We start from the raw sequence: 23444 nt of genomic DNA, 5'->3' as shown, positions 1-23444 counted from the left end.
CTTCTCGCCGGCCTGCTTCAGGTCGGCCTTGCTCTGGTCCATCTTGCCTTCGGACTCAAGCCCCGGATCATCCGTAGCCCGGCCCGAGGCTTCCTTGGCCTTGCCGCCCAATTTCTCGGCGGCATTTTCGATCTTGTCATCCAAACCCATGGCATTTTTCCCTTCGGCTGGTGACCGGCGGACCAGAATGCCGCCGGTCATGCTTTTATGCTAGCCAGACGCGCAACACTGCAACAGAGGCGCGCAAGCGCCTGACCTGCAAAAAGCCATCAAGGGAAGGGTCGGAATGTCAGACCAGGTCAGGAGCGCTGGCGACGATGTAGTCAGCCGCGGCAGGACCCGTCATCGAGAGGTTGTTACTGTCGGGGTTGATGCCCTGCTCCTGCAACGCTTCCCAGAGGGCTTCGGGAGGTTGCAGCGGGGCTTTGTGGAGCAGGCACCAGCTGGTGTACAGGCCATAAAGCTCGTCGCGTCCGAGGCCCAGGCCGGGCTCCCTGTCCGGAACAACTGCTTCGGCAAGAAAGTCTTCAAAGTGTGTAGCAGGCATGTCCGCTCATTAAGGGTCGACCGTGATGCCGCCGTATCTGCTTCAGCGGCCCTGCCGGCACCAAAAGGGCCAGCAGAGTAATCATGAAAGTATTGCAGTACGGATCATTTTGTCCAGTCGTACCCTCTAAATGTGCCGGGACCCCCGCCGGTTCAACCGGATCGAGGGGGCCGACGGCGACTGGGGGGACTGGCCTCGGTCTCAGAAGAGGCCATCTCACCGCCGGCCCCGCCTTGCCCCGGGCTGCCGACAACCCGGGAAACTTGAACAGGACCTCCACAACAATTTTCCCCCATTGTGGAGGTCCTGCCTAGTCCTTTGGGCTGCGTGCCTAACGGCCGCCGTTTCCCTGGCCGTCGTCGTCGCGCGTGGCGCGGTCCTGCACCTTGTCGCGGACGCGGTCGCGGTGCGACTGCGTTTCCTGGCCTGAGCTCCGGTCCTCATCTGAATCGTCAGCCTGGTCGTCATCGGCGCTGTACTTCTCGCGCAGTTCCCGTCCGTGCTTGATGTCCTCTTCTTCCTGTTTCTGCAGCTTCTCGCTCTTCTTGGTGTCACGCGGCGGCAGCTGAATGGTCTCTTCTGCCTCGATACCTGCCTGGAGCTGGCGGCCCCGCTCCATCTCGGCGTCGAACTCTGCGCCGAAGAGCAGCGACATGTTCAGGATCCAGAGCCACAGCAGCATGACGATGACGCCGCCCAGTGCACCGTAGGTCTTGTTGTAATTGCCGAAGTTACCCACATAGAACCCGAAGCCGAGCGAGGCGAGCAGGAACACGAACAGGGCAATGCCGGAACCCATGCTCATCCACTTGAACTTTGGCTGCTTGACGTTGGGAGTGGCGTAGTAGAGGACCGCGATGATGACGATGATCAGGGCCACCATCACCGGCCATTTGGCGATGTTCCAGACCGTGAGGAACACGCCGCTGAGGCCGATCAGCCCGCCCACGGCCTCGGAGACCGGGCCGCTGAGGACCAGCATGCCGGCGAGGAGGGCAATGATCACAATGGCGAGCAGCGTGACTGCGAGCATGGTGCCACGGAGCTTGATGAACGCCCGGCCCTCATCCACCTCGTAGACGCGGTTCATGGCGCGGCCGAAAGCCCCCACATACCCCGACGCGGACCACAGTGCGGTGGCAAGGCCGATGACCAGCGTGAACCCTGCGGCCGGCGCGTTCGCCAGTTCCGAGACGGTGCCGCTGACAGTGTTGACCGTCTCCGCCGGAGCGAAACCTCGCACGATCTGCAGGAGGGCGTCGGTGGTTTTTTGCGGATCCCCGAAAATCCCAATCAGTGAAACGAGTGCCAGGATGGCCGGGAACAGCGACAGCACCGCATAGTAGGTCAGGGCTGCGGCAAGGTCGGGGCACTGGTCCTTGTTGAATTCCCGCAGGGTTTTCTTGGCAATGTACTTCCAGTTCGGCCTGTCCAGGTCTTTGGGGCTGCCCGGTTTCCGTGAGTCATTTGGATCCGGGGCCTGGCCTGCCTTGGCGGTGCTGGTCTCGGATGCGTCATGAGTGGCCATGGGGTGTCCTCTCGATAAGGGTGCGAAAACTGAAAGGCCGGCTCCGCGGATGGCGGGGCCGGCCTCTCAGGTGGTGCTGGTGCCGCGTCCAGTGGCGGGTCAGGTGTTTTGGACGTTGGTTTTGGCGTCGGTGGCGCGGTCCTTGACGTCGGTGGCGGCGTGCTGGCCTTCGGCTTTGACGTTCTGGGCTGCGTCGGTGGCGGTGGCCTTGACGTTTTCCATGGCTTCCTGGGCCGGTTCCTTGAGGTCCTGGACCATGTCCTTGGCGGCGTCGGTGACCTGGGTGGCCAGGGGCTGCGCGGCGTTCTTGAGCTGGTCGGCCGCTTCGCGTTCCTTTTGGCTGGCCGGGATCAGGGACGAGACGAGCATCCCGGCGCCGAACGCGATCAGGCCTGCGGCCAGGGGGTTGCCCTGGGTTTTGGCTTTGACCTGGTCCGGTGCGTGGGAGATGGCGGTGCCGGCGTCGCTGAGTTTGGCCGCGGCGGTGTCCTTGGCTCCGTGGAGGGTGTCGCCGGTGCTGTGCAGGGCGTTGCCGGTGTGTTCGGTGCCGGTGTGGACCCTGTCCTGGACCCGGGTGGTGGCGGTGTCTGCTGCTCCCATGATTTTCTCCTTGACCCCGGTGACGGCGCCTTTGACCTTGTCGGTCTGGCGGTGGACGATGTTGGACGGGGTGACCTTGTCCGCGACGGCGTCCACGTTGGTGCCCAGGCGTGCGCGGGTGGCTTCTATGTCTGAACGGATTGCGTCCGGGTTATCGCTCATCGGTTTACCTCACCTGGTTTTAGGGTTGGGGGGATTTCGGACAGTGTTTCGCCGGTCTGGGGCATGCCCTTGATTTGCTTGAGTTCCTTGCGTCCGATCGAGGCCAGGACCGCGGCGATGATGCCCCAGATCACGGCGACGATCACGGCGGCCCAGCCCAGCGGCATCAGGGCGCCCAGGGCGAACATCAGCGCCAGGGACAGGAAGAGCAGGACGAAGTGTCCGGCCACGCCGGCGCCGGCGAGCATCCCGGCGCCCTTTCCTGCCTTGGTGGCGGACTGCTTTGCTTCGGCCTTGGCGAGTTCCACTTCCTGGCGCATCAGGGTGGACAGGTCCCGGGTCACATCACCCAGCAGCTCACCCAGCGACGCGTTTTCCGCCTTCTGATGCGCCTCAGTCGGAGGAGGCTCCGGAATCTGACTGCTCATCAGAGCCCGCCTGACTGGCCGCCTGCGCGACGGTCGCGGGTCAGGGGATCGTTGGTCATCGGCTCGTCGGCGAGATCGCGGTCTCCCAAGGGGTCATTGGCAACCTGGTTTCCCGACCACGGTTCCTCGACCAGTTGCGGGCTGTCCAGCCCACTGGCCGGGCGCGCGGTTTCACCGTAGACGCTGCCGGGAGCGCCGCCGTCGTACCCTGCCGTGGTGGTAGCCGGGCCAGGGAGCTGCACCGGCGGGGGCGGGACGGTGCCACCGGCCGGTACGTAGGATTCGCTGTACTGGTCGCCGTAGGGGGTGCCGGAGTACTGTCCTGCCAGCCCGGCTGTGCGGGGCGTGGTGGTGGAGCTCTCCTGGGCGCCTGCGGCGAGTCCGCGGGTAAGGCGGCCGGCCAGGATGCCGGCTCCTGCTGCAAGGAGCAGGAAGGTGCCCGGGCGGTTCCGTGCGAAGCGCTGGACCTCGCCCAGCAGGTCGCCCGGCTGCCTGTTCTCAAGCCAGGAAGCCATGGACTCGCTGCGCTCCGCGGCCTGCCGGATGAGGTCACTGGCCACGCCCTGCTGCTCAGGAGCATTAGCCATGCTCTGCAGCTGGCTGGAAATGGTGCGAATGCCCTCGGCCGCCTTCTGCTGCTGGGTGCCGGCCTGGCTGCTCAGCCCGGACTTGGCCTGGTTGAGGAGATCCTTTGCGCTGTTCTTCGCTTCGTACGCAACGTTGGCCGCCTCTTCCTTGGCTGTTTGCGCCACATTCTGGGCGGAGCCTTTTGCCGTGCGGGCTACGTCTGCTGCTTCTTCCTTTGCCGCATCCTTTCGGGACGCCCCGGAGGTGTCACCGGTCTGTGTAACCCCGGTCTGTGTAACTCCTGTCTGAGGAGTAGCGGCGGGTGGAAAGGTGGAGGCAGTCCGCTCGCCCGGAATTCCCGTAGAGGCCGGGGGAGCCGTGTAAGCGGGATCCTCGGGCCATTGGTTCTCTGTCATCTTCGCTCTCTCTTTCCAAGAAGGCCGGTTGTTGATCAAGAACCAGCAATACTGGCCGTAAAATAATAAGCATGATTACTAATAAAAGGTAAGTACCCTTGCTAAGCGAGTTATAACGGTTCCAGAAGTCAGCCGGAATGGCGCAGGCCTGCACGGTCACATCGAGTGGAAAGTGGTGGGTAATTTGGAAACAGCTCCATGGGTTTGGGTGGTCGTCGCCATTGTTGTAGTGGTGCTGATTGTGCTGCTGCTGTTAACCGGAAGGCGCCGGAAGGCGTTGCAGCAAAAGCGCGATGAAGCGCACCGGGAAAAGGCAGCAGAAATTCGCCGCGAGGCGGAAAAGATGGAACTGGACGCGCGGGAGCGCGAGGCTAAGGCCACCCGTGCACGTGCTGATGCGGAACAGGCTCAGGTGGACGCTGCGCGGCTCCGGCAGGAAGCTGAATCGACCGCCAGGGAAGCCCAATCCCTTCGCGCTGACGTGGCCAGCCATGCCCGCAAGGCGGACGAAGTGGATCCCGATGTCCAGAAGGACGGCAGCAGGAGGAGTGCCGGCACCCGTGACGACGCTGTCAGGGACGCCGCAACGGACAGGGATGCAGGAACCGGCCCGGGTGGTGGAGTGGGCGGCGCTCGGGGCGAGGGCTTGCACGCGGACCGTGGCCGGATGGATGACGAAGAAGCCCGCCGCATCGACGCTGCGCGCCAGGACGGGACCCCGGCTGAAACTGACGGGCGCAATCCGATTCGCAGCGACGCTGCCCGTGCCGAGGCTGCGCGGGAGGAAGCCGCCCGCAGGGACAGGGAAAACCCGCGAAATGGTATCTAGTCGCCGGTATCAGGCTTTCGTAGGGTCGGCCTGGCGCCGCTGAGGCCGTCAGGGCCGGCGCGGCTTGAGGAGGGGGGAAGGGCTGACACCCTTCCCCTTTCCCATGCCCTCGAGGACTTCCTTGACCGCATCGACGGATGAGGTTTTCGCTTCCCATCCTAGGATGCGGCGGGCCCGGCTGGTGTCCATGATAGGAGCCCCTGCCGCCATTTCCACCCATCCGGAGTCCGTAGGCTGCAGCCGCAACCTCCACGCGATGTCCACAACCGCATGGAGCAGTCCCATGGGGACGGGGAGAATCCTCCGTGCCCCCACGATCCGGGCGAGTTCCTGGGGTGTCAGTACAGGCTCGGCAGCAATGTTGAAGGCTCCTGACGCGCGCTGGTTGACGGCCCGCCAATAGGCTTCCGCCACGTCGTCGGCATGGACCGCCTGGAAGATCAGGTTGTCCGGGGCAGGCAGCAGTGAAACCTTGAGTTTGCCGGGCAAGAGCCGGGGAATGACCCGGCCCAGGAAGTACCTGCCGATCTCACTCCCAGCCTCGCTTTGGAAGATGAGGCCCGGGCGAAGCCTTGCCACTGCAATGCCCGGCTCTGCTTCCGCAAAACGGTCCAGGATCTCTTCCTGCTCTGCCTTGTGCCGGCTGTAATGCGAGCCGGCCATGCCCCCTGCCGGCCACGACTCGTCGACGCGCCGGTCCTTGGGGGCTTTGCTGTAGGCGCCCACGGAGGAAGCGCAGACGATCTGCTTGACGCCCGCGGTCCTTGCCGCTTCCAATACGCGCCTGGTGCCGTTGACGTTGGTCCGGTACAGCTGCTCCAGGTCCCGGTTGGGCTGGATCTGCCAGGCCAGGTGCACTACGGCATCCACTCCGGCCAGTGCCGACTCCAACAGTGGCCTGTCGCTATCCACGCCGATATCAAGGGTGTGCCACTCAACGCCCGCGTAGGGTTCCCGCGAGGTGTCGGGGAGCCTGCGGCTGATCCCGGTCAGCTGCAGGCTTCCGGGCTTTTTGGCCAGCTGGCCCTGAAGGTTGCGGAGAAGTGCAGTTCCTGCATTTCCACTGGCTCCGGTAATGGCGATGCGCATGAAAAATACTCCTTGGCGGGGTGGGTATTTCCGCTGACATGCCGAGCCTATAGCCAGGAAGGATTGTTTTATAAGCAGGCTTATGATTTCCTACTGCTAAGTCTTGCCGCAGGCTTTCGGAACCAGACCGGAGGTACCAACGACAATGCCCGACTCTCTTGCCGCACTTGCCGTGGATGTTACGCCAGTCCGCCAACAACAACCAGAACTTCCGCACAGGAATGCTTCGACCGCCTCTTCAGGCCGGTTGCGGCAGGCCTTCGAGAACGACCTTGTCCTGGGCTACCTGGACCTCGCGGAGGCCCTTGCTGGGCGGTTCGAAGCCCGCGGCCGCGAACGCGCAGACCTGAACCAGGTGGCCTACCTGGGGCTGGTGAAGGCAGCCCGCGGCTTTGACCAGTCCAAGGGTGAAAGCTTTCCTGCCTATGCAGCCCCCACCATCACCGGTGAGCTGAAGAGGTACCTGCGCGACCGCACGTGGGTGGTCCGTCCTCCACGCCACATCCAGGACCTGAGAACCCGCATGTTCCGCGCAGAGCCGGAGCTGACCCAGGCGCTGGGAAGGAACCCCAGCGTGGAGGAGTTGGCCGGGGAGCTCGGGACGGACCCGGCGGAAGTGCAGGAGGCAATCTCGGCCTCCAGCAGCATGCACCCGGATTCGCTGGACGCCGTCAATCCGCACTCGGACGCTCCGTCCATCGGGGAGTTGCTGGCGTGTCCGGATACTCCGCTCGAACGGCTGGAAGAATTGGCCTGCCTGCGCGACGCCATGCAGGACCTGGACGCGGAGGACAGGGAACTGCTCTATCGCCGCTACTTCTGCGAGGAGACCCAGGTGCAACTGGGAAAGCGGCTGGGCATGTCGCAGATGCAGGTTTCACGAAGGCTGGCCCGTGTGCTGGTGGAACTCCAGCGGCGGCTTGAGAGCAGCTCGCGGCTTGGTGGAACTGCCGGTGACCACGGTGGGGGCGGAGCAGCGCGGCTCAGTGCCGGCGCTGGCCGTGCGGCCGGCTCCACGGGTTCCTGCCGGTCCGTCCGGAGTGTGAATGCCGGCGCGGCAGATGACGTTCCGGTCCGCCGGATCGGTGCCAGGGCAAGGACCAGGTAGCGGCCGGCCAGCCGCATCCCCGCTCGCCAAACCACCCCCCGCGTACACCGCCAAGGCGGCCCCGAAGGAGCAGCAGCAGTCCCGTAATTCCTATCTTGCCTGTTCAACGGCTCGGAACTTCTCTGTCCGAAAGCCGAGAAAAGCGTCCGGCCCTGTTTAGGAGCAGGAGCAGTGGGGAACAGTGTGGATATGGGAAGCTCCGTAACCTCCAAGCTCCGGGCTGTCCTGTTCGACCGGGACGGGACCCTGGTGGTCGATGTGCCCTATAACGGGGACCCCGCGTTGGTCAGGCCGATGCCGGGCGCCAAAGCCGTGCTGGACGGCCTCCGGGCTGAAGGCATAGCAACCGGCGTCATCAGCAACCAGTCGGGTATTGCGCGTGGCCTGATCACGGAAGCCGACGTGGCAGGGGTCAACGCCAGGGTGGAAGAACTCCTGGGACCCTTTGATGTGTGGGAAGTGTGCCCGCATTCCGAGCAGGACGGCTGTGCCTGCCGCAAGCCGGCGCCCGGCATGGTCCACAGTGCCTGCAGGAAACTCGGCATCCGGGAATCGGAGGCAGCGCTGATCGGAGACATCGGGGCGGACGTCGGCGCTGCGGAAGCCGCCGGAGCAACAGGCGTGCTGGTTCCCACCCCGGTGACCCGGGCTGAGGAGGTGGCCGCAGCGCGGCTGGTCGCACCGGACCTGGCGGCCGCCGTCGGCCTGCTGCGGGAAGCGCCCTGATGGGCCGGGTCCTGGTGGCGCGCCTGGACAGCATGGGCGACGTCCTCCTGGCGGGGCCTGCTGTCCGCGCCGTGGCGAATGGCCGGATCCCCGACGGCAGCGGTGCCAACCACGTGGTGATGCTGTGCGGCAGGCAAGGCGAGGCCGCCGCGGGATTACTGCCCGGGGTGGCGGAGGTCTACAGCTGGGACAGCCCCTGGATCATGAATCCCGCGCCGAAGATGACCGGCCCGCACGCCGACAGGCTCATCGAATACGTCCGCAATTCCAGGATCACCGAAGCCGTCATCCTGACCTCCTTCCACCAGTCCCCGCTGCCGCTGGCACTGCTGCTCCGGCTGGCCGGCGTTCAACGGATCACCGGGGCGTCCACCGACTACGCCGGATCCCTGCTGGACGTCCGGCTCAAGCCGGGGGAAGACTTTCCGGAAGACCAGCCCGAGGCGGAGCGTGCCCTGGGCATCGCCGAGGCCGCCGGGTTCCGGCTGCCTGCTGGCGACGACGGCAAGCTCCGGGTGGCATCCGTCCCCGACGTCCGGGACCTCGTGGGACACGAACCCTACGTGGTGGTCCATCCCGGGGCTGCCGTCCCGGCCAGGGCCTGGCCGCCGCTGCACCATGCGGCCGCCGTCGAACTCCTCCAGGGTTCGGGCCACCGGGTGGTGGTGACCGGCGGACCGAATGAAACCTCCCTCACCGCAACCGTTGCCGGCCCCTCGGCCCTGGACCTTGGCGGGCGCACTGACCTCCAGACGATGGCCGGTGTTATGGCGGGGGCTGAGGCCGTGGTCACCGGGAACACCGGCCCGGCGCACCTTGCCGCCGCCGTGGGGACCCCCGTCGTCTGCCTCTTTTCACCCGTGGTGCCGGCCATCCGCTGGGCACCTTACGGGGTGCCCCTGGAACTCCTCGGCGACCAGAACGCGCCCTGCCGGATGACCCGCGCCCGCGTCTGCCCCGTCCCGGGCCACCCCTGCCTTGACTCCGTATCCCCTGAGGAAGTGGTGGCAGCCGTGGAACGGCTGATGGGCGGAGTGAGCTCCTTCAGCACCCACGTCAGCACCCGTAGAAAGGCCCGCAACAGATGAAAATCCTGCTCTGGCATGTCCACGGTTCCTGGACGGACGCCTTCGTCCGCGGCCGTCATGAGTACCTGCTTCCAGTCTTGCCGGAAGGCGGTGCCTGGGGACTTGGCCGTGCCGGCAGGGACTGGCCGCCATCCGTGCGGGAGGTGGACCTGGCGACGCTCGACGCGGACGCTGTTGACGCCGTCGTCCTCCAACGCCCCGAGGAGATAGGCGAGGTCACCCGGATACTCGGCCGCACCCCCGGGCTGGACCTCCCGGCGGTGTACGTGGAGCACAACACGCCGAAGGGCGACTTCCCGTTCACCACCCACCCGCTCGCTGACCAGCACAACATCCCGATCGTCCACGTGACCCACTTCAACAGGCTGGCCTGGGACAACGGTTCCGCGTCCAGCACGGTCATCGAACACGGCATCCCGGACCCCGGGCAGCTATACACCGGTGAGCTGGCGGAGCTGGGGGTTGTGGTCAACGAACCGGTACGCCGCGGCCGCGTCACGGGCACCGACCTGCTGCCGGCATTCGCCTCGGTTGCCCCGCTGCAGGTCTTCGGCATGAAGACGGACGGGCTTGCCGCCGCCACCGGGATCGCGGAGACCCGCCTGACGGCGCGGGGAGACCTGCGGACGCAGGAACTCCACCGCGAACTGGCGCGCTGCCGCGTCTACGTACACCCGATGCGCTGGACTTCCCTGGGCCTGTCCCTCCTGGAAGCCATGCACCTGGGAATGCCGGTGGTGGCCCTGGCCACCACCGAAGCGCCGCGGGCGGTGCCGCCGGAGGCCGGCGCCGTTTCCGCCGATGTTGATGAGCTGCTCCGCTGTGCGCGGCGGCTGATCGCCAATCCGGATGAAGCCCGACGGCGGGGCGTTGCCGCGCGTGAGGCGGCACTGGAACGTTACGGCCTGGGCAAGTTCCAGGACCGCTGGGATGAGCTCCTGGCGGACCTGCGCGGCCTGCCCCGGCACTCCGTCAACGAGCACCCGGACGAGCGGATCCTTGTCCCGGCGCGAGAGAGGAAGACACCATGAAGATCGCCATGATTTCCGAGCACGCCAGTCCGCTGGCGGCGCTGGGCGGGGTGGATGCCGGGGGGCAGAACGTCCATGTTGCCGCGCTCTCCGAGGCGCTTGCCAAGCGGGGCCACCACGTCACCGTTTATACCCGCAGGGACGCGACGGGGCTTCCCTCCCGGGTCCGGGTGGGGCGCCGGTTCGATGTGGTCCACGTCGATGCAGGCCCTGCCTGCCATGTTCCCAAGGATGAGCTGCTGCCGTACATGGGCGAGCTCGCGGACGGCGTGGCCAGGGACTGGGGCCAGCGTCCGCCGGATGTGGTGCACGGCCACTTCTGGATGTCCGGGCTGGCCGCACTGGACGCAGCAAGGCGCCCCGACGCCGGCTACCGCGTCCCGGTCATCCAGACCTTCCACGCCCTGGGCACCGTCAAGCGGCGGCACCAGGGCGCGGAGGACACCAGCCCGCAGGAACGCCGCTGGCTGGAACCGGGTGTGGGCCGCTCCGCGGACAGGATCATTGCCACCTGCTCGGACGAGGTCTTTGAGCTCAAAGCCATGGGCATCACCACCGGCAAGGTTTCCATCGCGCCCTGCGGCGTGGACCTCGGCTTCTTCTCTGCGGACGGCCCCATCGCCGCCAGGAACCGCCGGCACCGCATCCTGTCCGTGGGCCGGCTGGTGCCGCGGAAAGGCGTTGACCTGGTGATCCGGGCCCTGCCGTACCTGCGCGAGGCAGGGTTCGACGACGTCGAGCTGCTGATTGTGGGCGGCGGCGGGGACTCGGGGGCGCTGCACGCCGACCCGGAGGTCCGGCGCCTGCTGGACCTGGCCGCCGAGCTGGGAGTCTCGGACCAGGTGTCCCTCCAGGGCCAGGTTTCCCGGGGCGAGATGCCGGGGATCTTCCGCAGCGCCGATGCCGTGGTGTGCGCGCCCTGGTACGAGCCCTTCGGCATCGTCCCCCTGGAGGCCATGGCCTGCGGCGTTCCCGTGGTGGCCGCCGCCGTGGGTGGCCTGCGGGACACGGTGGTGGACCACACCACCGGGCTGCATGTGCCGCCGCGTGACCCGGAAGCCATCGCGTCGGCGCTCACCTTGTTGCTCGGGAACCCGTCCCTGCGGGCTGAGCTCGGCAAGGCCGGCCAGCAACGTGCCCGGACCCGGTATTCCTGGGACCGCGTGGCCGCCGAAACCGAAAAGGCCTACCAGCTGGCAGTGGCGGAGGCCCCGGCCGGCGTGGTTCCCATGGAAGGAGCAGTGCTGTGACTGCTGAATGGTCCTTGAAGGAAGCCGACCTGCGGGCACTGGCCACCCCGCCTGCCCTGCCCGCTGCGATGCCTGGTGCCGCCTTTGTGGACCCGGCCAGCGCCGACGCCGTCCGCATCCACCTGGACAACGTGCTTCCGGCTCTGGATTCCCTGCGCAGCCAGTCCGGCAGGCTCGCCGCCTGGGGCGTGGAGCTGGCCCAGCGCCTGCTCCGCGGCCAGCGGCTCCTCGCTGCCGGCAACGGCGGTTCGGCTGCCGAGGCGCAGCACCTCACCGCGGAACTGGTGGGCCGGTTCGACGGCGAGCGCGTCCCGTTCTCCGCGATCTCCCTGCACGCCGAGTCCTCGGCCGTTACCGCAATCGCCAACGATTACGGCTACGACGACGTCTTTGCCCGGCAGGTGCGGGCTCATGCCCGCTCCGGGGACGTGCTGATGCTGTTGTCCACCAGCGGCAAGAGCCCCAACCTGCTGCGCGCTGCCGAGATGGCGTCCCGCCTCAACGTGACCACCTGGGCACTGACCGGCGCGGGGCCCAACCCGCTGGCCGACGCCTGCGATGAGGCCGTGATGATCGACGCCCTCAACGCCAATGCTCAGGAGGGGCACCTGATCGCGCTGCACGCACTGTGCCGTGCCTTTGACATGGAGGTAGGCCGCCGCAGTCCCGCCGTGCCCGCCGGAGTTCCGACATCGGGAATGCCCAAAGCCGGGCTGCCGGCAACCGGACTGCCCCAGGGAGGTGGCCGGCCATGAGGATCGTGGTGGTGGGCGACGTCATGCTGGATGTGGACCTCTCCGGGGAGGCCACACGGCTCAGCCCGGACGCCCCGGTGCCGGTAGTGGATGTCTCGGACGTCCGGCGTCGCGCAGGGGGCGCCGGGCTGGTGGCCCGGATGCTGGCTGAGGACGGCTGGCCCGTCACGCTGGTGACGGTGCTGGGCGACGACGACGCCGGGCGGCAGCTCCAGGAGCATCTCGCCGGAGTGCGCCTGGTGGCAGGTCCCAGTGGTTACCAGTCGCCGGTCAAGACCAGGGTCAGGGCCGGATCCCATCCCGTGGTCCGCTTTGACCAGGGATGCGAAAAGACGCCTGTTCCCGAGGTCAGCCCCGCCATGCTCCGTGCCGTGGAAGAGGCTGGAGTGATTATCGTCGCCGATTACGGCAGGGGAGTGGCGGCCAACCCCCGGCTGCGGGATCTCCTGGCCCGGCTTGCCGATGAGGTTCCCATCATCTGGGACCCGCACCCCGCCGGGCCGGATCCCGTCCCCGGCGTCGCCGTGGTCACGCCGAACCTGTCCGAAGCCGTCAGGGCCGCCCAGTCCCGGGCGCCGAAAGATGCTCGGACCGTAACGAACAAGCCCGAAGCGCACAGGCCCGACGCACACAAGGACCAGGCGCACAAGGACCAGGCGCCGCAGGACCAGGCCGTCGAAGCCGGCCGGATCCTGTTGGACCACTGGCGCAGCAAGGCAGTCCTGGTCACCAAGGGCGAACAGGGCGCAGTCCTGCTGCGGGACAACAATGCAACACCGCACCCTGTTCCTGCCCCGCGGGTGGAGGCGGGCGATCCGTGCGGTGCCGGCGACCGCCTGGCGGCCGGGCTGGCCGTGCACCTCCTGGCCGGCCGGTCCCTCGAGGAAGCCGCCGAACTGGCAGTCCACGAGGCAGCGGATTTCCTGGCCGCGGGCGGCGTCTCAGCACTCCCGGACCGCACCACAGAGCCTGCCGGCCGGAACAACGAATCCCCGGCGGCAGCCCGGCGCCGCTCCACCGAACCGCTGCTGCTTGCCCGTTCGGTCCGGCAGAGCGGTGGCACGGTGGTGGCCACCGGCGGCTGCTTCGACCTGCTGCACGCCGGGCACGTCCGGTCCCTGACCGCTGCCCGCGAGCTGGGGGACTGCCTGATCGTCTGCCTGAACTCGGATGATTCGGTGCGGCGGCTCAAGGGCCCCGAACGCCCCATCATCGGCCAGCACGACAGGGCCGAGCTGCTGCTCGCCATGGAATGCGTGGACGCGGTGCTGGTTTTCGACGAAGACACCCCGGAAGCCGCCCTGGAGCGGCTGCGCCCGGACATCTGGGTCAAGGGCGGCGACTACAAGGGTGCCCGGCTGCCCGAAACGGAACTCGTGGAAAGCTGGGGCGGCCGCTGCCTCACCGTCCCCTACCACCCGGCACGATCCACCACCGGGCTGGCCGACGCGCTCGCCAAGGTGAGCTGACCTTTTTTCATCCCGATCGACTTGTATTTCCCATCGAAAGGAACACCATGACTGCAGATTCCACAACACCCGGCCGCGTCCTCGTGACGGGAGGTGCCTCGGGACTGGGCGCCGCCGTCGTCGACGCCGTCCTGCAGGCGGGCGGCACTCCGGTGGTGCTGGACCGCGATATCAGCAGCGTGTCTGCCGTGAAGGCTTTTGAAGTGGACGTTGCCGACCGCCTGGCCGTGGAAAAGGCGGTGCGGGAAGCGGCCGAAACCATAGGTGGCCTGGACGCGGTGGTGACCGCGGCCGGCATCGACCGGTGCGGCAAGCTCGCCGACGTCGAAGCCACGGAGTGGGAAAAGGTCATCGGGGTGAACCTGATGGGCACCGTGTCCGTGGTGCGCGCTGCCCTGCCCTACCTCAAAACCAGCCACGGCCGGGTTGTCACCGTTGCCTCCACGCTGGGCAAGCGGGCGGTGGCCGATGCAACGGCGTACTGCGCCTCGAAGTTCGGTGTGGTGGGCTTCAGCCACGCGCTCGCCGCGGAGACCGGCGGCGAAATCGGCGTCACCACCATGATCCCTGGCGGCATGAAGACGCGATTCTTTGACGACCGCACCGAGCAGTACAAGCCGCAGGACGATTCCCGCCTCAACGACCCCGGCAACGTGGCCCAGGCCATCCTGTTCGCGCTGCGGCAGCCCACCGGGTGCGAGGTCCGCGAGATGCTGATCTGCCACGAGGAAGAGGGCTCCTGGCCCTAAGCCCGCAAACGGACTAGAACGGAATCGTCGGGAGGAAAACCATGCCTACAACCGCCACCGAAGTGACCACAAGACGGGACCCAGCAGAAGGCTCCGGCATCACCATCCGGGACCCGCGCACCGGCGAGGTGCTGTGGACCGTACCGGAAGCAGAACCCGGTGCGGTGCACCATGCCGTGGAGGTGGCCCGCCGCGCCGCCGGTGAATGGGCCGCCACGCCACCGGCCGAGCGGGGCGCCGCGCTCCGCACAGCGGCCAAGGCGCTCGAGGCAGCAGCGCAGGAACTGGCGGGGCTCAACGCCAGCGAGACGGGCCGTCCGGTCGGGGAAGCGCTGGCGGGAATCGCCGCCGGTGTGTCCACCCTTGAGCAGTACGCCGAACTGGGCCCCGTCCACCGCGGCCACAGCCTCCGCGGCAACCGGCTTGCCTCTGACTACACGGTGGCCGAACCGCGGGGTGTGGCAGTCCTCCTGACTCCGTGGAATGATCCGGTTGCGGTGGCCTGCGGCCTGATAGGCGCGGCACTGGTCACGGGCAACACCGTCATCCACAAACCCAGCGAGCGGTGCCCGCGCCTGGGTGAAGCGCTGGGTGAAGTCCTGGCGCCGGCCTTCCCGCCGGGAGTTTTCCTGACCATTTCGGGCGGAGCGGACGTTGGTGCCCTTCTGTCCGAGGCGGACGTGGATGTGCTGGCGCACGTCGGTTCCAGTGCCTCCGGTGCCCGGATTGCCAGGGCGGGTGCGCTGACGGGTGCCCACGTCATCCGCGAAAACGGCGGCAACGATCCCCTGCTGGTGGACCGCGACGTGGATCCCGCCTGGGCAGCTGAACAGGCTGCCATCGGCGCCTTCAGCAACAGCGGGCAGATCTGCACCTCCGTGGAACGGATCTACGTCCACCAGGACATCGCCGCCGAATTCTGCGCCGCCCTTGAAGCCGAAGCGGCAGCGCGGAACAGCAACGGATCCGTGGCACCGCTGGTGGACCTGCGCATGCGGGACGAGGTGCACGCCCACGTCACGGCCGCCCTCAACCAGGGCGCGCGGGCAGTGGAGGGTGGTGTCCTGCCGGACGGGCCGGGCTCCTTCTACCCGGCCACGGTGCTGCTCGGCTGCACGGAGGGGATGCAGGTGATGACGGAGGAGACGTTCGGTCCCGTCGCCCCGGTGCAGGTGGTCGAAACGTTCGACGACGGCCTGCGCCTGGCGTGCAGCGGAAAGTACGGCCTCGCCGCCACAGTCCTGAGCGGCAACATTGCCCATATCCAGCAGGCTGTGGCGTCCTTGCCCGTGGGAACGGTCAAGGTCAACGAAGTGTTCGGCGGCGCCCCCGGCGGCGCTGCCCAGCCGCGCGGCGAGAGCGGCCACGGGTTCGGTTACGGTCCCGAACTGCTGGATGAGTTCAGCCAGGTCAAGGTAGTGCACATCGCCGCGCCGCCCGCCGGTGCCAGGCGTTCCGCCGGACCGGCTACGGAAGAACGGGCCGCTGAAGAACGGGCGATTGAAGGACAGGACCAGCCATGAGCATCTCTCCCGACGCCGTGGACCTCTCCACCCAGCGGGCCCTGTCCGAGTGGCTGCCCGGACGGCTCGCGGCTGAAGAACCGCGCATCCTGGTGATCGGCGACGTGATGCTGGACGGCTGGTGGAGCGGCAGCATCGAGCGGCTGTGCCGGGAGGCCCCGGCCCCGGTGGTGGACCTCCAGGCCCGCGATTCCGCGCCCGGCGGCGCCGCCAACACCGCAATGAACCTGGCCGCCCTGGGAGCCCGGGTTTCCGTGGCCGGGATCATCGGAACAGACGACGCCGGGGTGGACCTGAAGAACCAGCTGGTGGCCGCCGGCATCGACGTCCGGCACCTGCACTCCCACCCGGACATGGTGACCACCACCAAGATCCGGATCAGCAGCGGCGGACAGGTAATGCTCCGCCTCGACGACTCAGCCAAGACCGTCCCGGCCGACGCGCTTGCCGCGCTCGCCGCCTCGGTGCGTGCCGCTGTCGAACGCCAGGACGCCGTGCTCGTGTGCGACTACGGCACCGGAGTGCTGGCAGACCCGGTGCGTGCCGGACTGGTGGAGGCGCTCGCCGCCGCGGAACAGGGGGACCGGGAAACGCGCCGGCAGATGGTGGTGGTCGATGCGCACGACCCGCGCCCCTGGGCGCCGCTGCACCCGGACCTGGTCACGCCCAACGCGCAGGAAACCGCGCGGCTGCTGGACCGCCGGCTCCCCGACGGGCAGGAACGGGTGGACGCCGTGGGCGGGCAGGCGGACGCGCTGCTGGCAGCCACCGGTGCCCGGGCCGTGGTGGTCACGCTGGACCGCGACGGTACTGTGCTCCTGACCCCGGATGGCGTGCGGCACCGGACGTGGGCACGGCCTGCCGCCGAGAAGCAGGCATCCGGCGCGGGGGACACGTTCGTGGCGGCACTCACGCTGGCCCGCTCAGCCGGCCTGCCGCTCACGGCCAGCCTGGACCTGGCGCAGTCCGCAGCGGACGTTGTGGTGCACCAGCCGGGCACATCGGTTTGTAGCACGGAGCAACTCAGCCGCTATTTGCGGGCATTCGCGGACACGGCCCTGGGCGCGGACGAACTGGAACGCCAGCTCACGGTGCACAGGGCACAGGGCCAGCAGATCGTACTCACCAACGGCTGCTTCGACGTACTGCACAGCGGCCACACCCGCTACCTCAACCAGGCCAAGCAGCTGGGCGACATCCTGGTGGTGGCCCTCAACAGCGACGATTCCGTCCGCCGGCTCAAGGGCGCGGGCCGGCCCATCAACGGCGTTGCCGACCGGGCAGCCGTGGTGGCCGCCCTCAGCTGCGTGGACTACGTGACGGTCTTCGATACCCCCACCGCTGCGCCGCTGATCAAGCAGCTCCGGCCCGAGGTCTACGCCAAGGGCGGGGACTACACCCCCGAGATGCTGGCCGAGACCCCGGCGGTGGAGGAGTACGGCGGCCGGGTGGCAATCCTGGACTACGTGGCGGAGCGCTCCACCACCGCCGTAGTGAAGCGCATCCGCGAAGGCGAAGGAGCGGTGCCTACCAACTAGGGTTGAAGCATGACTGAAGCGGGGCACGGGTAATGGCGAAACGCGGAAAGTCAGGAGGCCGGGGCGGCCGTTCGACGGCGGGAGTCGTGGACGTGCCGAAGGGAACCAGGCCGGACGGTCCCGTGGAGGGCGTGTATTACATCGACACCGGTGACTGCGAGCTGATCGCGGACCAGGACAACTCCACCGGCTGGCTCCTGAAGATCAACGGCGTCATGAGCTCGCACATCAACCTCGCGGACCCGCTGTTCCTGGACTTCGAGTACATGCGCTGGATGGCGGCGCTCATCGAGTCGCGCTGGCCGCCGTCGTCCGCTTCTCCTGCCGGGCCCCCGCGGCTGCGCGGCCTCCACCTGGGCGGCGGTGCCTGCTCCCTGGCGCGCTACTTTGCCGCCGTCTACCCGGACGCGCGGCAGGTGGTGGTGGAGCTCGACGGGAAGCTCGCGGAATACGTGCGCGGCTGGTTCGACCTGCCCAAAGCGCCCCTGCTGCGGCTGCGGGTGGGGGAGGCGCGTGAGGTGACGGAGTCCCTTACGGCGGACACCCGGGACTTCATCATCCGGGACGTCTTTGCCGGCGCCCTGACCCCGCGCTCCCTGACCACCGCGGAATTCAACCAGCATGTGCGGCGGGTCCTGGCTCCGGGCGGGCTCTATGTGGTGAACTCCGGCGATGCGCCGGACCTGAAGAACGCCCGGGAGGACGCCGCCACCATCGCGGCCGCGTTCGAACACACCGTGATCATCGCGGACCCCGCCATGCTGAAGGGCCGGCGTTACGGAAACATGGTGATGGCCGGGAGCGACGTTCCCTTCGGGGACGACCCCCAGCTTGCGCGCCGGCTCCTCGGTGGTGCCGTTCCCGCGCACCTGTGGAACGACGCCCAGGTCCGCGCCTTCGCCGCCGGATCCCCGGTCCGCCACGATCCCGCAGCACCATCGATTGCTCCATAAACGCCGTTTTCGAGCTCCAAAAAGGCCGTTACGGAGCACTCGATGAGGTTTTGCCCCTCCCCATAAGCGCTTCGTGGTGGGCTGCCATCTGTTCCCGCAGCGCCCCCACAACAGCGGCGACGGCCGGGCGCCGCAGTGAATCCGGCCGGAGCACCATCCAGTAGGGGAGCAGTTCGGCGATCTCGGTGGGCAGCAGCCGGACCAGGTCATCGTGGAGGTCGCCCATGAAGCAGGGCAGGAAGCCGATGCCCGCACCGGCCCGGGTTGCCTCCACGTGGACAAAGACGTTGGTGGACGTCAGCCCGTCCCGCATGGCCGGCACCAGCCGCCGGGGCGCATCGAGGTCGTCCACCTGCAGCATCGAGTCCACGAAATACACCAGCGGGTGCTCATTGAGCTCGGCGACCGTTGCCGGGGTACCGTGCTCGGCCAGGTAGGCCCGCGAGGCGTACATGCCCAGCATGTAGTCGCCCAGCCGGACGGCCTCGGCGCGGTGCACCTGCGGCTCGCCCACCACCACCTCGATGTCCAGCCCGGAACGCTGCTGCAGTGCACGCCGGGTCATGGTCACCACTTCAACGCTCAGTCCCGGGTGCTCACGCCGCAGCCGGGCCACCGCCGGGGCGGCGATGTAGGCGCTGAAGCCGTCCGTCGCCGTCATGCGCACGACGCCGGCAATGGGGTCGGGTGCCTTGCCCGCCGGTCCCAGCGTGCCCAGCACCTCCTCCACCTGCTCGGCAACACGCACGGCCTGTTCGCCCAGTTCCGTCAGTTCCCAGCCGCCCGTTGCCCGGGCCAGGACCCGTCCGCCCAGCGCCTTCTCCAGCGCGGCGATCCGGCGGGAAACGGTGGTGTGGTTCAGGCCCAAAGCCTGGGCCGCCGTCGTAAATTTGGCGGAGCGGGAGACTGCGAGCAGGACCAGCAGGTCATCGGGGTTGGCGTTCATATCTGCAATTCTGCACACAGTTGGTGCCGCTTTGGTTATTGAAGCCGCAGGTTTGTGCAGCAATACTCAGGGTAGTCGTCAGTGCTGTGGATCACAGCACGTGTCAAGGTGGACACCAAGGAGAAACAGTGAGCGTAGAGCAACGCCCGGCAGGCAACAATGCCGGGTCCGCAGCCAAAGGGTCGGGGCTGAAGAAAATCGTCGCCGCCTCCATGGTGGGTACCGTGGTGGAGTGGTACGAATTCTTCCTCTACGCCACCGCAGCCACCCTGGTCTTCGGAAAGTACTTCTTCCCGGCTACCGGCAACGAGCTGGATGGCATCATCCAGGCCTTTATCACCTACGCCGTCGGATTCGTGGCACGTCCGCTCGGCGGCATCGTGTTCGGTCAGATCGGTGACAAGCTGGGCCGCAAGCCCACGCTGCAGCTGACCATCGTCATTGTGGGCGTGGCAACGTTCCTGATGGGCTGCCTCCCCGGCTTCGCGGAGATTGGCTACCTGGCGCCCACCCTGCTGGTTGCACTGCGCTTCATCCAGGGCTTCGCACTGGGCGGCGAATGGGGCGGTGCCGTGCTGCTGGTTGCCGAACACAGCCCCAACAAGTCCCGCGGTTTCTGGTCCAGCTGGCCGCAGGCGGCAGTACCCGTCGGCAACCTGCTGGCCACGCTGGTGCTGTTCATCATGTCCTCCACCCTGAGCCCCGAGGCGTTCCTGGGCTGGGGCTGGCGCGTGGCGTTCTGGCTGTCCGCGGTGATCGTGTTTGTTGGCTACTACATCCGCACCCACGTCACCGAGGCCCCCATCTTCCTCGAGGCCAAGGCCCTGGTGGAGAAGGAGCAGGCCGTCAGCTACGGCGTGTTTGAAGTGGTCCGCAAGTACCCCAAGGGCATCCTTCAGGCCATGGGCCTGCGCTTCGCCGAGAACATCATGTACTACCTCGTGGTGAGCTTCTCCATCGTCTACCTCAAGAGCGTTCACCAGTACGACACATCCTCGCTCCTGCTGGCCCTGCTGATCGCCCACGTCATCCACTTCCTGGTCATCCCGCAGGTGGGGCGGCTCGTGGACACGCTGGGACGCAAGCCGGTGTACCTGATCGGTGCCATCTCCGGGGCAGCCTGGCCGTTCTTCGCGTTCCCCATGTTCGATACCCGCAACGCCGTGATCATCGTCGCCGCCGTCACCATCGGCTTGTGCCTGCATGCCTTTATGTACGCCGGCCAGCCCGCCATCATGGCGGAACTGTTCCCCACCCGGATGCGGTACTCCGGTGTGTCGCTCGGTTCCCAGGTGACGTCCATTTTCGCCGGTTCGCTCGCCCCGCTGCTGGCCACGCAGTGGCTGAAGGACACCGGTTCCTGGGTACCCACAGCCCTGTACCTGGTGGTCGCCTGCATCGTCACCTCCATTGCCGTGCTGAGCCTGAGGGAGACCAAGGGCATTGCCCTGGAGGACGTGGACAAGGCCGACGCCGCCCGCGAGGGGCTGCTCCCGGCGGCCCGGCGCTGAGCTGTTTGAGCCCTTGGACAGCCAGTTGACTATGCATACGATGGGAAAAGTGATGGAACACGATTTGAACGGCCGGAAGGCACTTGTCACCGGCGGGGCCAGCGGCATCGGTGCCGCCTGCGTGCGGGAACTCGCCTCCCGCGGGGCAAAGGTAGTGGTGGCCGACGTCGACTCCGCCGGGGCCGCGGCCCTCGCCGATGAGGTGGGCGGCACGGCCTGGGTGGTGGATCTGCTGGACGTGGACTCGCTCGCCACCCTGAGCCTGGATTGCGACATTTTGGTGAACAACGCCGGGATCCAGCGCGTCAGCCCCATCGAGGAATTCGATCCCCTCCAATTCCGGCGGATCCTCACCCTGATGCTGGAAGCCCCGTTCCTGCTGATCCGGGCAGCGCTGCCGCACATGTACGCCAACAACTTCGGCCGCATCATCAACGTGTCATCCGTGCACGGCATCCGGGCCTCGCCATTCAAGAGCGCCTATGTTTCGGCGAAGCACGGCCTTGAGGGGCTGAGCAAGGTGACGGCATTGGAGGGCGGTGAGCATGGCGTGACGTCCAACTGCATCAACCCCGGCTACGTCCGCACCCCACTGGTGGAGAAGCAGCTTGCGGACCAGGCCCAGGTGCACGGCATCCCCGAGTCTGAAGTCCTGGCCAAAGTGATGCTCACCGAGTCCGCCATCAAGCGCCTGGTGGAGCCTGAAGAGGTGGCCTCCCTGGTGGGATGGCTGGCATCCGGCCATGCCGGCATGGTCACCGGCGCCAGCTACACCATGGATGGCGGCTGGTCTGCCCGCTAGGCACTCTTTGGCAGTCCGACAGCTGGACTGGCCGCCTTCAGCGGCTAGTCCAGCTTCTTGAGTTGCCGGTGGTCGTAGAAGAAAACGCCCTCGGCGGTATCCACGCCCGCGGACAAGCCCTGCAGGAACACCACCACTCCCTCACGGCGGCCCTTGAAGGGATCGTCGGCCACCACGGCGTCACCGATCCTGTACGGGGACCGCGGCGCGAAGGGCCTCGCAATGCGGCTCCACACCTGCGCCGCGACCGAGCCCAAGCTCACCGGTTTACCCATGCTCGACAGGTCCTGGACATATGCTTTCACCATGCGTACCACCTCCTTGCGGCGGCAGCGAGCCGCACACTGTCGGTGCAGGTAACCGGAACGCTCCCAGCGCGAGGACGGCCCTCCTATTCCGGCTGGCACCATACGCCAAAGCTATTCACTATTCACATCAGTCACACCAGTAACAAGTACTCACATTGAAAATCGGCACTACTTGCTTCGCGCCGGGGGCTTGCCCGGCGGTCGACCCAGTCGGCAGTCAGCGCTTGCCGTTGATGATTTCGTCGGCGTTGTCGAACGCCCAGCCCACCAGCGGAACAAGCAGGCCGCTCAGCTCATAGCCCTTGTCGGTCAGGCTGTAATCCACCCGCGGTGGTATGACCGGCTGGGCCTTCCTGCTGACCAGGCCGTCCCGTTCAAGCGTCTTCAGCGTCTGGGCGAGCATCTTTTCGCTGATGCCCTCGGCCCGCCGTCGTAATTCGCTCCACCGCTGCTCACCTTCGGACAGGGACAGCAGGATCAGCACGCCCCACTTGCTGGTGATGTGGTCCAGCAGGGTCCGGCTGGGGCACCCGGCCGGGAAGACGCCGTCGGCAAAGCTCATGGGCAGGGGGAGCGGACGCGTAGTTGCTTCCATGCTTCCACCTTACCGCTAGGTCAGTACCCTACTTCAAAGTGCGTACTCTCTTTTGGGAAGTAAACCGTCCGGGCGCTGGTTGTGCCTTTCGACAACCCATTACTTCCCGAAAGGATTCATCGTGAGCATCGTTGTAACAGGAGCCACCGGACAGCTCGGCCGCCACGTCGTCGAGGCCCTGCTGGAGCGCAACGTTCCTGCAGGTGACATCGTGGCCACCGGACGTTCCATCGAGAAACTGGCGGACTTCGCCTCGCAAGGCGTCGATGTCCGCGCCATCGACTATGCCGACGCCGCCTCCGTGGCTGCTGCCCTCCAGGGTGCCCGCCGCGTGCTGCTGATCTCCGGCAGCGAGGTGGGCCAGCGGGTGGAGCAGCACCGTACTGTCATCGAGGCTGCCAAGGCTGAAGGCGTGGAGCTGCTGGCCTACACCAGCATTGCCAACGCCGACACCACCGGCATGAAGCTGGCGGCCGAGCACAAGGAGACCGAAGCCATCCTCCGCGAATCCGGCGTCCCCTTCGTCCTGCTGCGCAACGGCTGGTACCTGGAAAACTACACCGAGCAACTGCCCGGAACCCTGGCGCAGGGTGCGATCGCTGGCAGCGCCGGAGACGGCAAGGTCAGCGGGGCGGCGCGGGTGGACTACGCGCACGCGGCCGCGGCGGTGCTGGTAGCTGAGGGCCAGGCCGGCAAGGTGTACGAGTTGGGTGGCGATGAGGCGTTCACCATGGCGGACCTCGCGGCCGAAATCACCGCTGCGACCGGCAAGGACATCAGCTACAACAACCTGCCCGCCGAGGACTACGCCGGACTGCTGAAGGGTGTTGGTGTTCCCGAGGCCTTTGCTGAGATCCTGGCTGATTCGGACCTCGGCATTGCCAGGGGTGATCTCCTGGTCAGCACAGGCGACCTGCGCACGCTGA

At 67.1% G+C, this 23444-nt stretch carries 25 protein-coding genes; 15 read left to right on the top strand and 10 right to left on the bottom strand.

The window, feature by feature from the left end:
* The 6 genes from P2Q66_RS19405 to P2Q66_RS19380 all read right to left on the bottom strand — a co-directional run.
* A partial coding sequence (locus P2Q66_RS19405) for a CsbD family protein (RefSeq protein WP_275730764.1) occupies nucleotides 1-150 on the bottom strand: 150 nt, incomplete at its 3' end.
* 139 nt (nucleotides 151-289) lie between these two features.
* Complete coding sequence (locus P2Q66_RS19400) at nucleotides 290-547, bottom strand: hypothetical protein (RefSeq protein ID WP_275730762.1); 258 nt, start codon at nucleotides 545-547, stop codon at nucleotides 290-292.
* 331 nt (nucleotides 548-878) lie between these two features.
* Entirely contained in the window at nucleotides 879-2075 is a 1197-nt protein-coding gene (locus P2Q66_RS19395; RefSeq protein ID WP_275730759.1) for a YihY/virulence factor BrkB family protein, read from the bottom strand.
* A 99-nt stretch (nucleotides 2076-2174) separates the two neighbouring features.
* Complete coding sequence (locus tag P2Q66_RS19390) at nucleotides 2175-2837, bottom strand: DUF3618 domain-containing protein (RefSeq protein ID WP_275730757.1); 663 nt, start codon at nucleotides 2835-2837, stop codon at nucleotides 2175-2177.
* Entirely contained in the window at nucleotides 2834-3265 is a 432-nt protein-coding gene (locus tag P2Q66_RS19385) for a phage holin family protein (RefSeq protein ID WP_275730755.1), read from the bottom strand. The genes P2Q66_RS19390 and P2Q66_RS19385 overlap by 4 nt, the downstream gene beginning before the upstream one ends.
* On the bottom strand, nucleotides 3265-4248 hold the full coding sequence (locus tag P2Q66_RS19380; protein WP_275730753.1) for a hypothetical protein: 984 nt from the start codon (nucleotides 4246-4248) through the stop codon (nucleotides 3265-3267). Before P2Q66_RS19380 ends, P2Q66_RS19385 begins: the two co-directional genes overlap by 1 nt.
* A gap of 208 nt (nucleotides 4249-4456) precedes the next feature.
* Between P2Q66_RS19380 and P2Q66_RS19375 the strand changes: the two genes are divergently transcribed.
* On the top strand, nucleotides 4457-5077 hold the full coding sequence (locus P2Q66_RS19375) for a hypothetical protein (RefSeq protein ID WP_275730751.1): 621 nt from the start codon (nucleotides 4457-4459) through the stop codon (nucleotides 5075-5077).
* A gap of 48 nt (nucleotides 5078-5125) precedes the next feature.
* On the opposite strand, the gene P2Q66_RS19370 is transcribed toward P2Q66_RS19375, so the two are convergent.
* On the bottom strand, nucleotides 5126-6166 hold the full coding sequence (locus P2Q66_RS19370) for an NAD-dependent epimerase/dehydratase family protein (RefSeq protein WP_275730748.1): 1041 nt from the start codon (nucleotides 6164-6166) through the stop codon (nucleotides 5126-5128).
* Nucleotides 6167-6311: 145 nt separating this feature from the next.
* Between P2Q66_RS19370 and P2Q66_RS19365 the strand changes: the two genes are divergently transcribed.
* From P2Q66_RS19365 to P2Q66_RS19315, 11 genes are all read left to right on the top strand, one after another.
* Nucleotides 6312-7274 carry a sigma-70 family RNA polymerase sigma factor gene (locus P2Q66_RS19365; RefSeq protein WP_275730746.1) on the top strand — a complete coding sequence of 321 codons (963 nt, stop codon included), beginning with the start codon at nucleotides 6312-6314 and terminating at the stop codon, nucleotides 7272-7274.
* A 189-nt stretch (nucleotides 7275-7463) separates the two neighbouring features.
* Nucleotides 7464-8000, top strand: a complete 537-nt coding sequence (locus P2Q66_RS19360; protein WP_275730745.1) for an HAD family hydrolase — start codon at nucleotides 7464-7466, stop codon at nucleotides 7998-8000.
* Nucleotides 8000-9088: a glycosyltransferase family 9 protein gene (locus P2Q66_RS19355; RefSeq protein ID WP_275730744.1), complete on the top strand. Its 1089-nt coding sequence runs from the start codon at nucleotides 8000-8002 to the stop codon at nucleotides 9086-9088. Before P2Q66_RS19360 ends, P2Q66_RS19355 begins: the two co-directional genes overlap by 1 nt.
* Entirely contained in the window at nucleotides 9085-10119 is a 1035-nt protein-coding gene (locus P2Q66_RS19350) for a glycosyltransferase (protein ID WP_275730743.1), read from the top strand. Before P2Q66_RS19355 ends, P2Q66_RS19350 begins: the two co-directional genes overlap by 4 nt.
* Nucleotides 10116-11369 (top strand): glycosyltransferase, encoded by a 1254-nt coding sequence (locus tag P2Q66_RS19345; RefSeq protein WP_079598354.1) that lies wholly within the window; start codon nucleotides 10116-10118, stop codon nucleotides 11367-11369. Before P2Q66_RS19350 ends, P2Q66_RS19345 begins: the two co-directional genes overlap by 4 nt.
* Nucleotides 11366-12124: an SIS domain-containing protein gene (locus tag P2Q66_RS19340; protein WP_275730740.1), complete on the top strand. Its 759-nt coding sequence runs from the start codon at nucleotides 11366-11368 to the stop codon at nucleotides 12122-12124. Before P2Q66_RS19345 ends, P2Q66_RS19340 begins: the two co-directional genes overlap by 4 nt.
* Nucleotides 12121-13593: a PfkB family carbohydrate kinase gene (locus P2Q66_RS19335; protein WP_275730738.1), complete on the top strand. Its 1473-nt coding sequence runs from the start codon at nucleotides 12121-12123 to the stop codon at nucleotides 13591-13593. Before P2Q66_RS19340 ends, P2Q66_RS19335 begins: the two co-directional genes overlap by 4 nt.
* Nucleotides 13594-13640: 47 nt before the next feature.
* Nucleotides 13641-14342 (top strand): SDR family oxidoreductase, encoded by a 702-nt coding sequence (locus tag P2Q66_RS19330; RefSeq protein WP_275730736.1) that lies wholly within the window; start codon nucleotides 13641-13643, stop codon nucleotides 14340-14342.
* Between the two features lie 41 nt (nucleotides 14343-14383).
* Nucleotides 14384-15865 (top strand): aldehyde dehydrogenase family protein, encoded by a 1482-nt coding sequence (locus tag P2Q66_RS19325; protein WP_275730734.1) that lies wholly within the window; start codon nucleotides 14384-14386, stop codon nucleotides 15863-15865.
* Nucleotides 15862-17403, top strand: coding sequence for a D-glycero-beta-D-manno-heptose 1-phosphate adenylyltransferase (rfaE2, locus tag P2Q66_RS19320; RefSeq protein ID WP_115526298.1), 1542 nt, complete (start codon nucleotides 15862-15864; stop codon nucleotides 17401-17403). Before P2Q66_RS19325 ends, rfaE2 begins: the two co-directional genes overlap by 4 nt.
* Nucleotides 17404-17435: 32 nt before the next feature.
* Nucleotides 17436-18356, top strand: a complete 921-nt coding sequence (locus tag P2Q66_RS19315; protein ID WP_275730732.1) for a fused MFS/spermidine synthase — start codon at nucleotides 17436-17438, stop codon at nucleotides 18354-18356.
* Between the two features lie 28 nt (nucleotides 18357-18384).
* Here the strand turns inward: P2Q66_RS19315 and P2Q66_RS19310 are convergent, their stop codons facing one another.
* On the bottom strand, nucleotides 18385-19302 hold the full coding sequence (locus tag P2Q66_RS19310; protein ID WP_275730731.1) for a LysR family transcriptional regulator: 918 nt from the start codon (nucleotides 19300-19302) through the stop codon (nucleotides 18385-18387).
* Between the two features lie 128 nt (nucleotides 19303-19430).
* Between P2Q66_RS19310 and P2Q66_RS19305 the strand changes: the two genes are divergently transcribed.
* Both P2Q66_RS19305 and P2Q66_RS19300 read left to right on the top strand, forming a co-directional pair.
* Nucleotides 19431-20813 (top strand): MFS transporter, encoded by a 1383-nt coding sequence (locus P2Q66_RS19305; RefSeq protein ID WP_275730729.1) that lies wholly within the window; start codon nucleotides 19431-19433, stop codon nucleotides 20811-20813.
* Nucleotides 20814-20865: 52 nt separating this feature from the next.
* Nucleotides 20866-21615 carry a 3-hydroxybutyrate dehydrogenase gene (locus P2Q66_RS19300; RefSeq protein WP_115526314.1) on the top strand — a complete coding sequence of 250 codons (750 nt, stop codon included), beginning with the start codon at nucleotides 20866-20868 and terminating at the stop codon, nucleotides 21613-21615.
* Between the two features lie 44 nt (nucleotides 21616-21659).
* Here the strand turns inward: P2Q66_RS19300 and P2Q66_RS19295 are convergent, their stop codons facing one another.
* Entirely contained in the window at nucleotides 21660-21923 is a 264-nt protein-coding gene (locus tag P2Q66_RS19295; RefSeq protein ID WP_275730728.1) for a hypothetical protein, read from the bottom strand.
* A gap of 217 nt (nucleotides 21924-22140) precedes the next feature.
* The gene (locus P2Q66_RS19290; RefSeq protein ID WP_275730727.1) at nucleotides 22141-22518 is read right to left on the bottom strand and encodes a helix-turn-helix domain-containing protein; all 378 of its coding nucleotides are present in this window, start codon (nucleotides 22516-22518) and stop codon (nucleotides 22141-22143) included.
* Nucleotides 22519-22639: 121 nt separating this feature from the next.
* On the opposite strand from P2Q66_RS19290, the gene P2Q66_RS19285 reads away from it, so the two are divergent.
* A partial coding sequence (locus P2Q66_RS19285) for an SDR family oxidoreductase (protein ID WP_275730726.1) occupies nucleotides 22640-23444 on the top strand: 805 nt, incomplete at its 3' end.

This window comes from Arthrobacter sp. Cr_A7, assembly GCF_029222765.1.
Lineage (GTDB): Bacteria > Actinomycetota > Actinomycetes > Actinomycetales > Micrococcaceae > Arthrobacter.
This window is presented reverse-complemented; position numbering and strand designations above follow the sequence as displayed.

What these genes read in the sequence shown, in the direction of transcription:
- P2Q66_RS19400 (WP_275730762.1), bottom strand. Translation starts at nt 547, where the DNA reads ATGCCTGCTACACACTTTGAAGACTTTCTTGCCGAAGCAGTTGTTCCG.
- P2Q66_RS19395 (WP_275730759.1), bottom strand. Translation starts at nt 2,075, where the DNA reads ATGGCCACTCATGACGCATCCGAGACCAGCACCGCCAAGGCAGGCCAG.
- P2Q66_RS19390 (WP_275730757.1), bottom strand. Translation starts at nt 2,837, where the DNA reads ATGAGCGATAACCCGGACGCAATCCGTTCAGACATAGAAGCCACCCGC.
- P2Q66_RS19385 (WP_275730755.1), bottom strand. Translation starts at nt 3,265, where the DNA reads ATGAGCAGTCAGATTCCGGAGCCTCCTCCGACTGAGGCGCATCAGAAG.
- P2Q66_RS19380 (WP_275730753.1), bottom strand. Translation starts at nt 4,248, where the DNA reads ATGACAGAGAACCAATGGCCCGAGGATCCCGCTTACACGGCTCCCCCG.
- P2Q66_RS19370 (WP_275730748.1), bottom strand. Translation starts at nt 6,166, where the DNA reads ATGCGCATCGCCATTACCGGAGCCAGTGGAAATGCAGGAACTGCACTT.
- P2Q66_RS19365 (WP_275730746.1), top strand. Translation starts at nt 6,312, where the DNA reads ATGCCCGACTCTCTTGCCGCACTTGCCGTGGATGTTACGCCAGTCCGC.
- P2Q66_RS19360 (WP_275730745.1), top strand. Translation starts at nt 7,464, where the DNA reads ATGGGAAGCTCCGTAACCTCCAAGCTCCGGGCTGTCCTGTTCGACCGG.
- P2Q66_RS19355 (WP_275730744.1), top strand. Translation starts at nt 8,000, where the DNA reads ATGGGCCGGGTCCTGGTGGCGCGCCTGGACAGCATGGGCGACGTCCTC.
- P2Q66_RS19350 (WP_275730743.1), top strand. Translation starts at nt 9,085, where the DNA reads ATGAAAATCCTGCTCTGGCATGTCCACGGTTCCTGGACGGACGCCTTC.
- P2Q66_RS19345 (WP_079598354.1), top strand. Translation starts at nt 10,116, where the DNA reads ATGAAGATCGCCATGATTTCCGAGCACGCCAGTCCGCTGGCGGCGCTG.
- P2Q66_RS19335 (WP_275730738.1), top strand. Translation starts at nt 12,121, where the DNA reads ATGAGGATCGTGGTGGTGGGCGACGTCATGCTGGATGTGGACCTCTCC.
- P2Q66_RS19330 (WP_275730736.1), top strand. Translation starts at nt 13,641, where the DNA reads ATGACTGCAGATTCCACAACACCCGGCCGCGTCCTCGTGACGGGAGGT.
- P2Q66_RS19325 (WP_275730734.1), top strand. Translation starts at nt 14,384, where the DNA reads ATGCCTACAACCGCCACCGAAGTGACCACAAGACGGGACCCAGCAGAA.
- rfaE2 (WP_115526298.1), top strand. Translation starts at nt 15,862, where the DNA reads ATGAGCATCTCTCCCGACGCCGTGGACCTCTCCACCCAGCGGGCCCTG.
- P2Q66_RS19315 (WP_275730732.1), top strand. Translation starts at nt 17,436, where the DNA reads ATGGCGAAACGCGGAAAGTCAGGAGGCCGGGGCGGCCGTTCGACGGCG.
- P2Q66_RS19310 (WP_275730731.1), bottom strand. Translation starts at nt 19,302, where the DNA reads ATGAACGCCAACCCCGATGACCTGCTGGTCCTGCTCGCAGTCTCCCGC.
- P2Q66_RS19300 (WP_115526314.1), top strand. Translation starts at nt 20,866, where the DNA reads ATGGAACACGATTTGAACGGCCGGAAGGCACTTGTCACCGGCGGGGCC.
- P2Q66_RS19295 (WP_275730728.1), bottom strand. Translation starts at nt 21,923, where the DNA reads ATGGTGAAAGCATATGTCCAGGACCTGTCGAGCATGGGTAAACCGGTG.
- P2Q66_RS19290 (WP_275730727.1), bottom strand. Translation starts at nt 22,518, where the DNA reads ATGGAAGCAACTACGCGTCCGCTCCCCCTGCCCATGAGCTTTGCCGAC.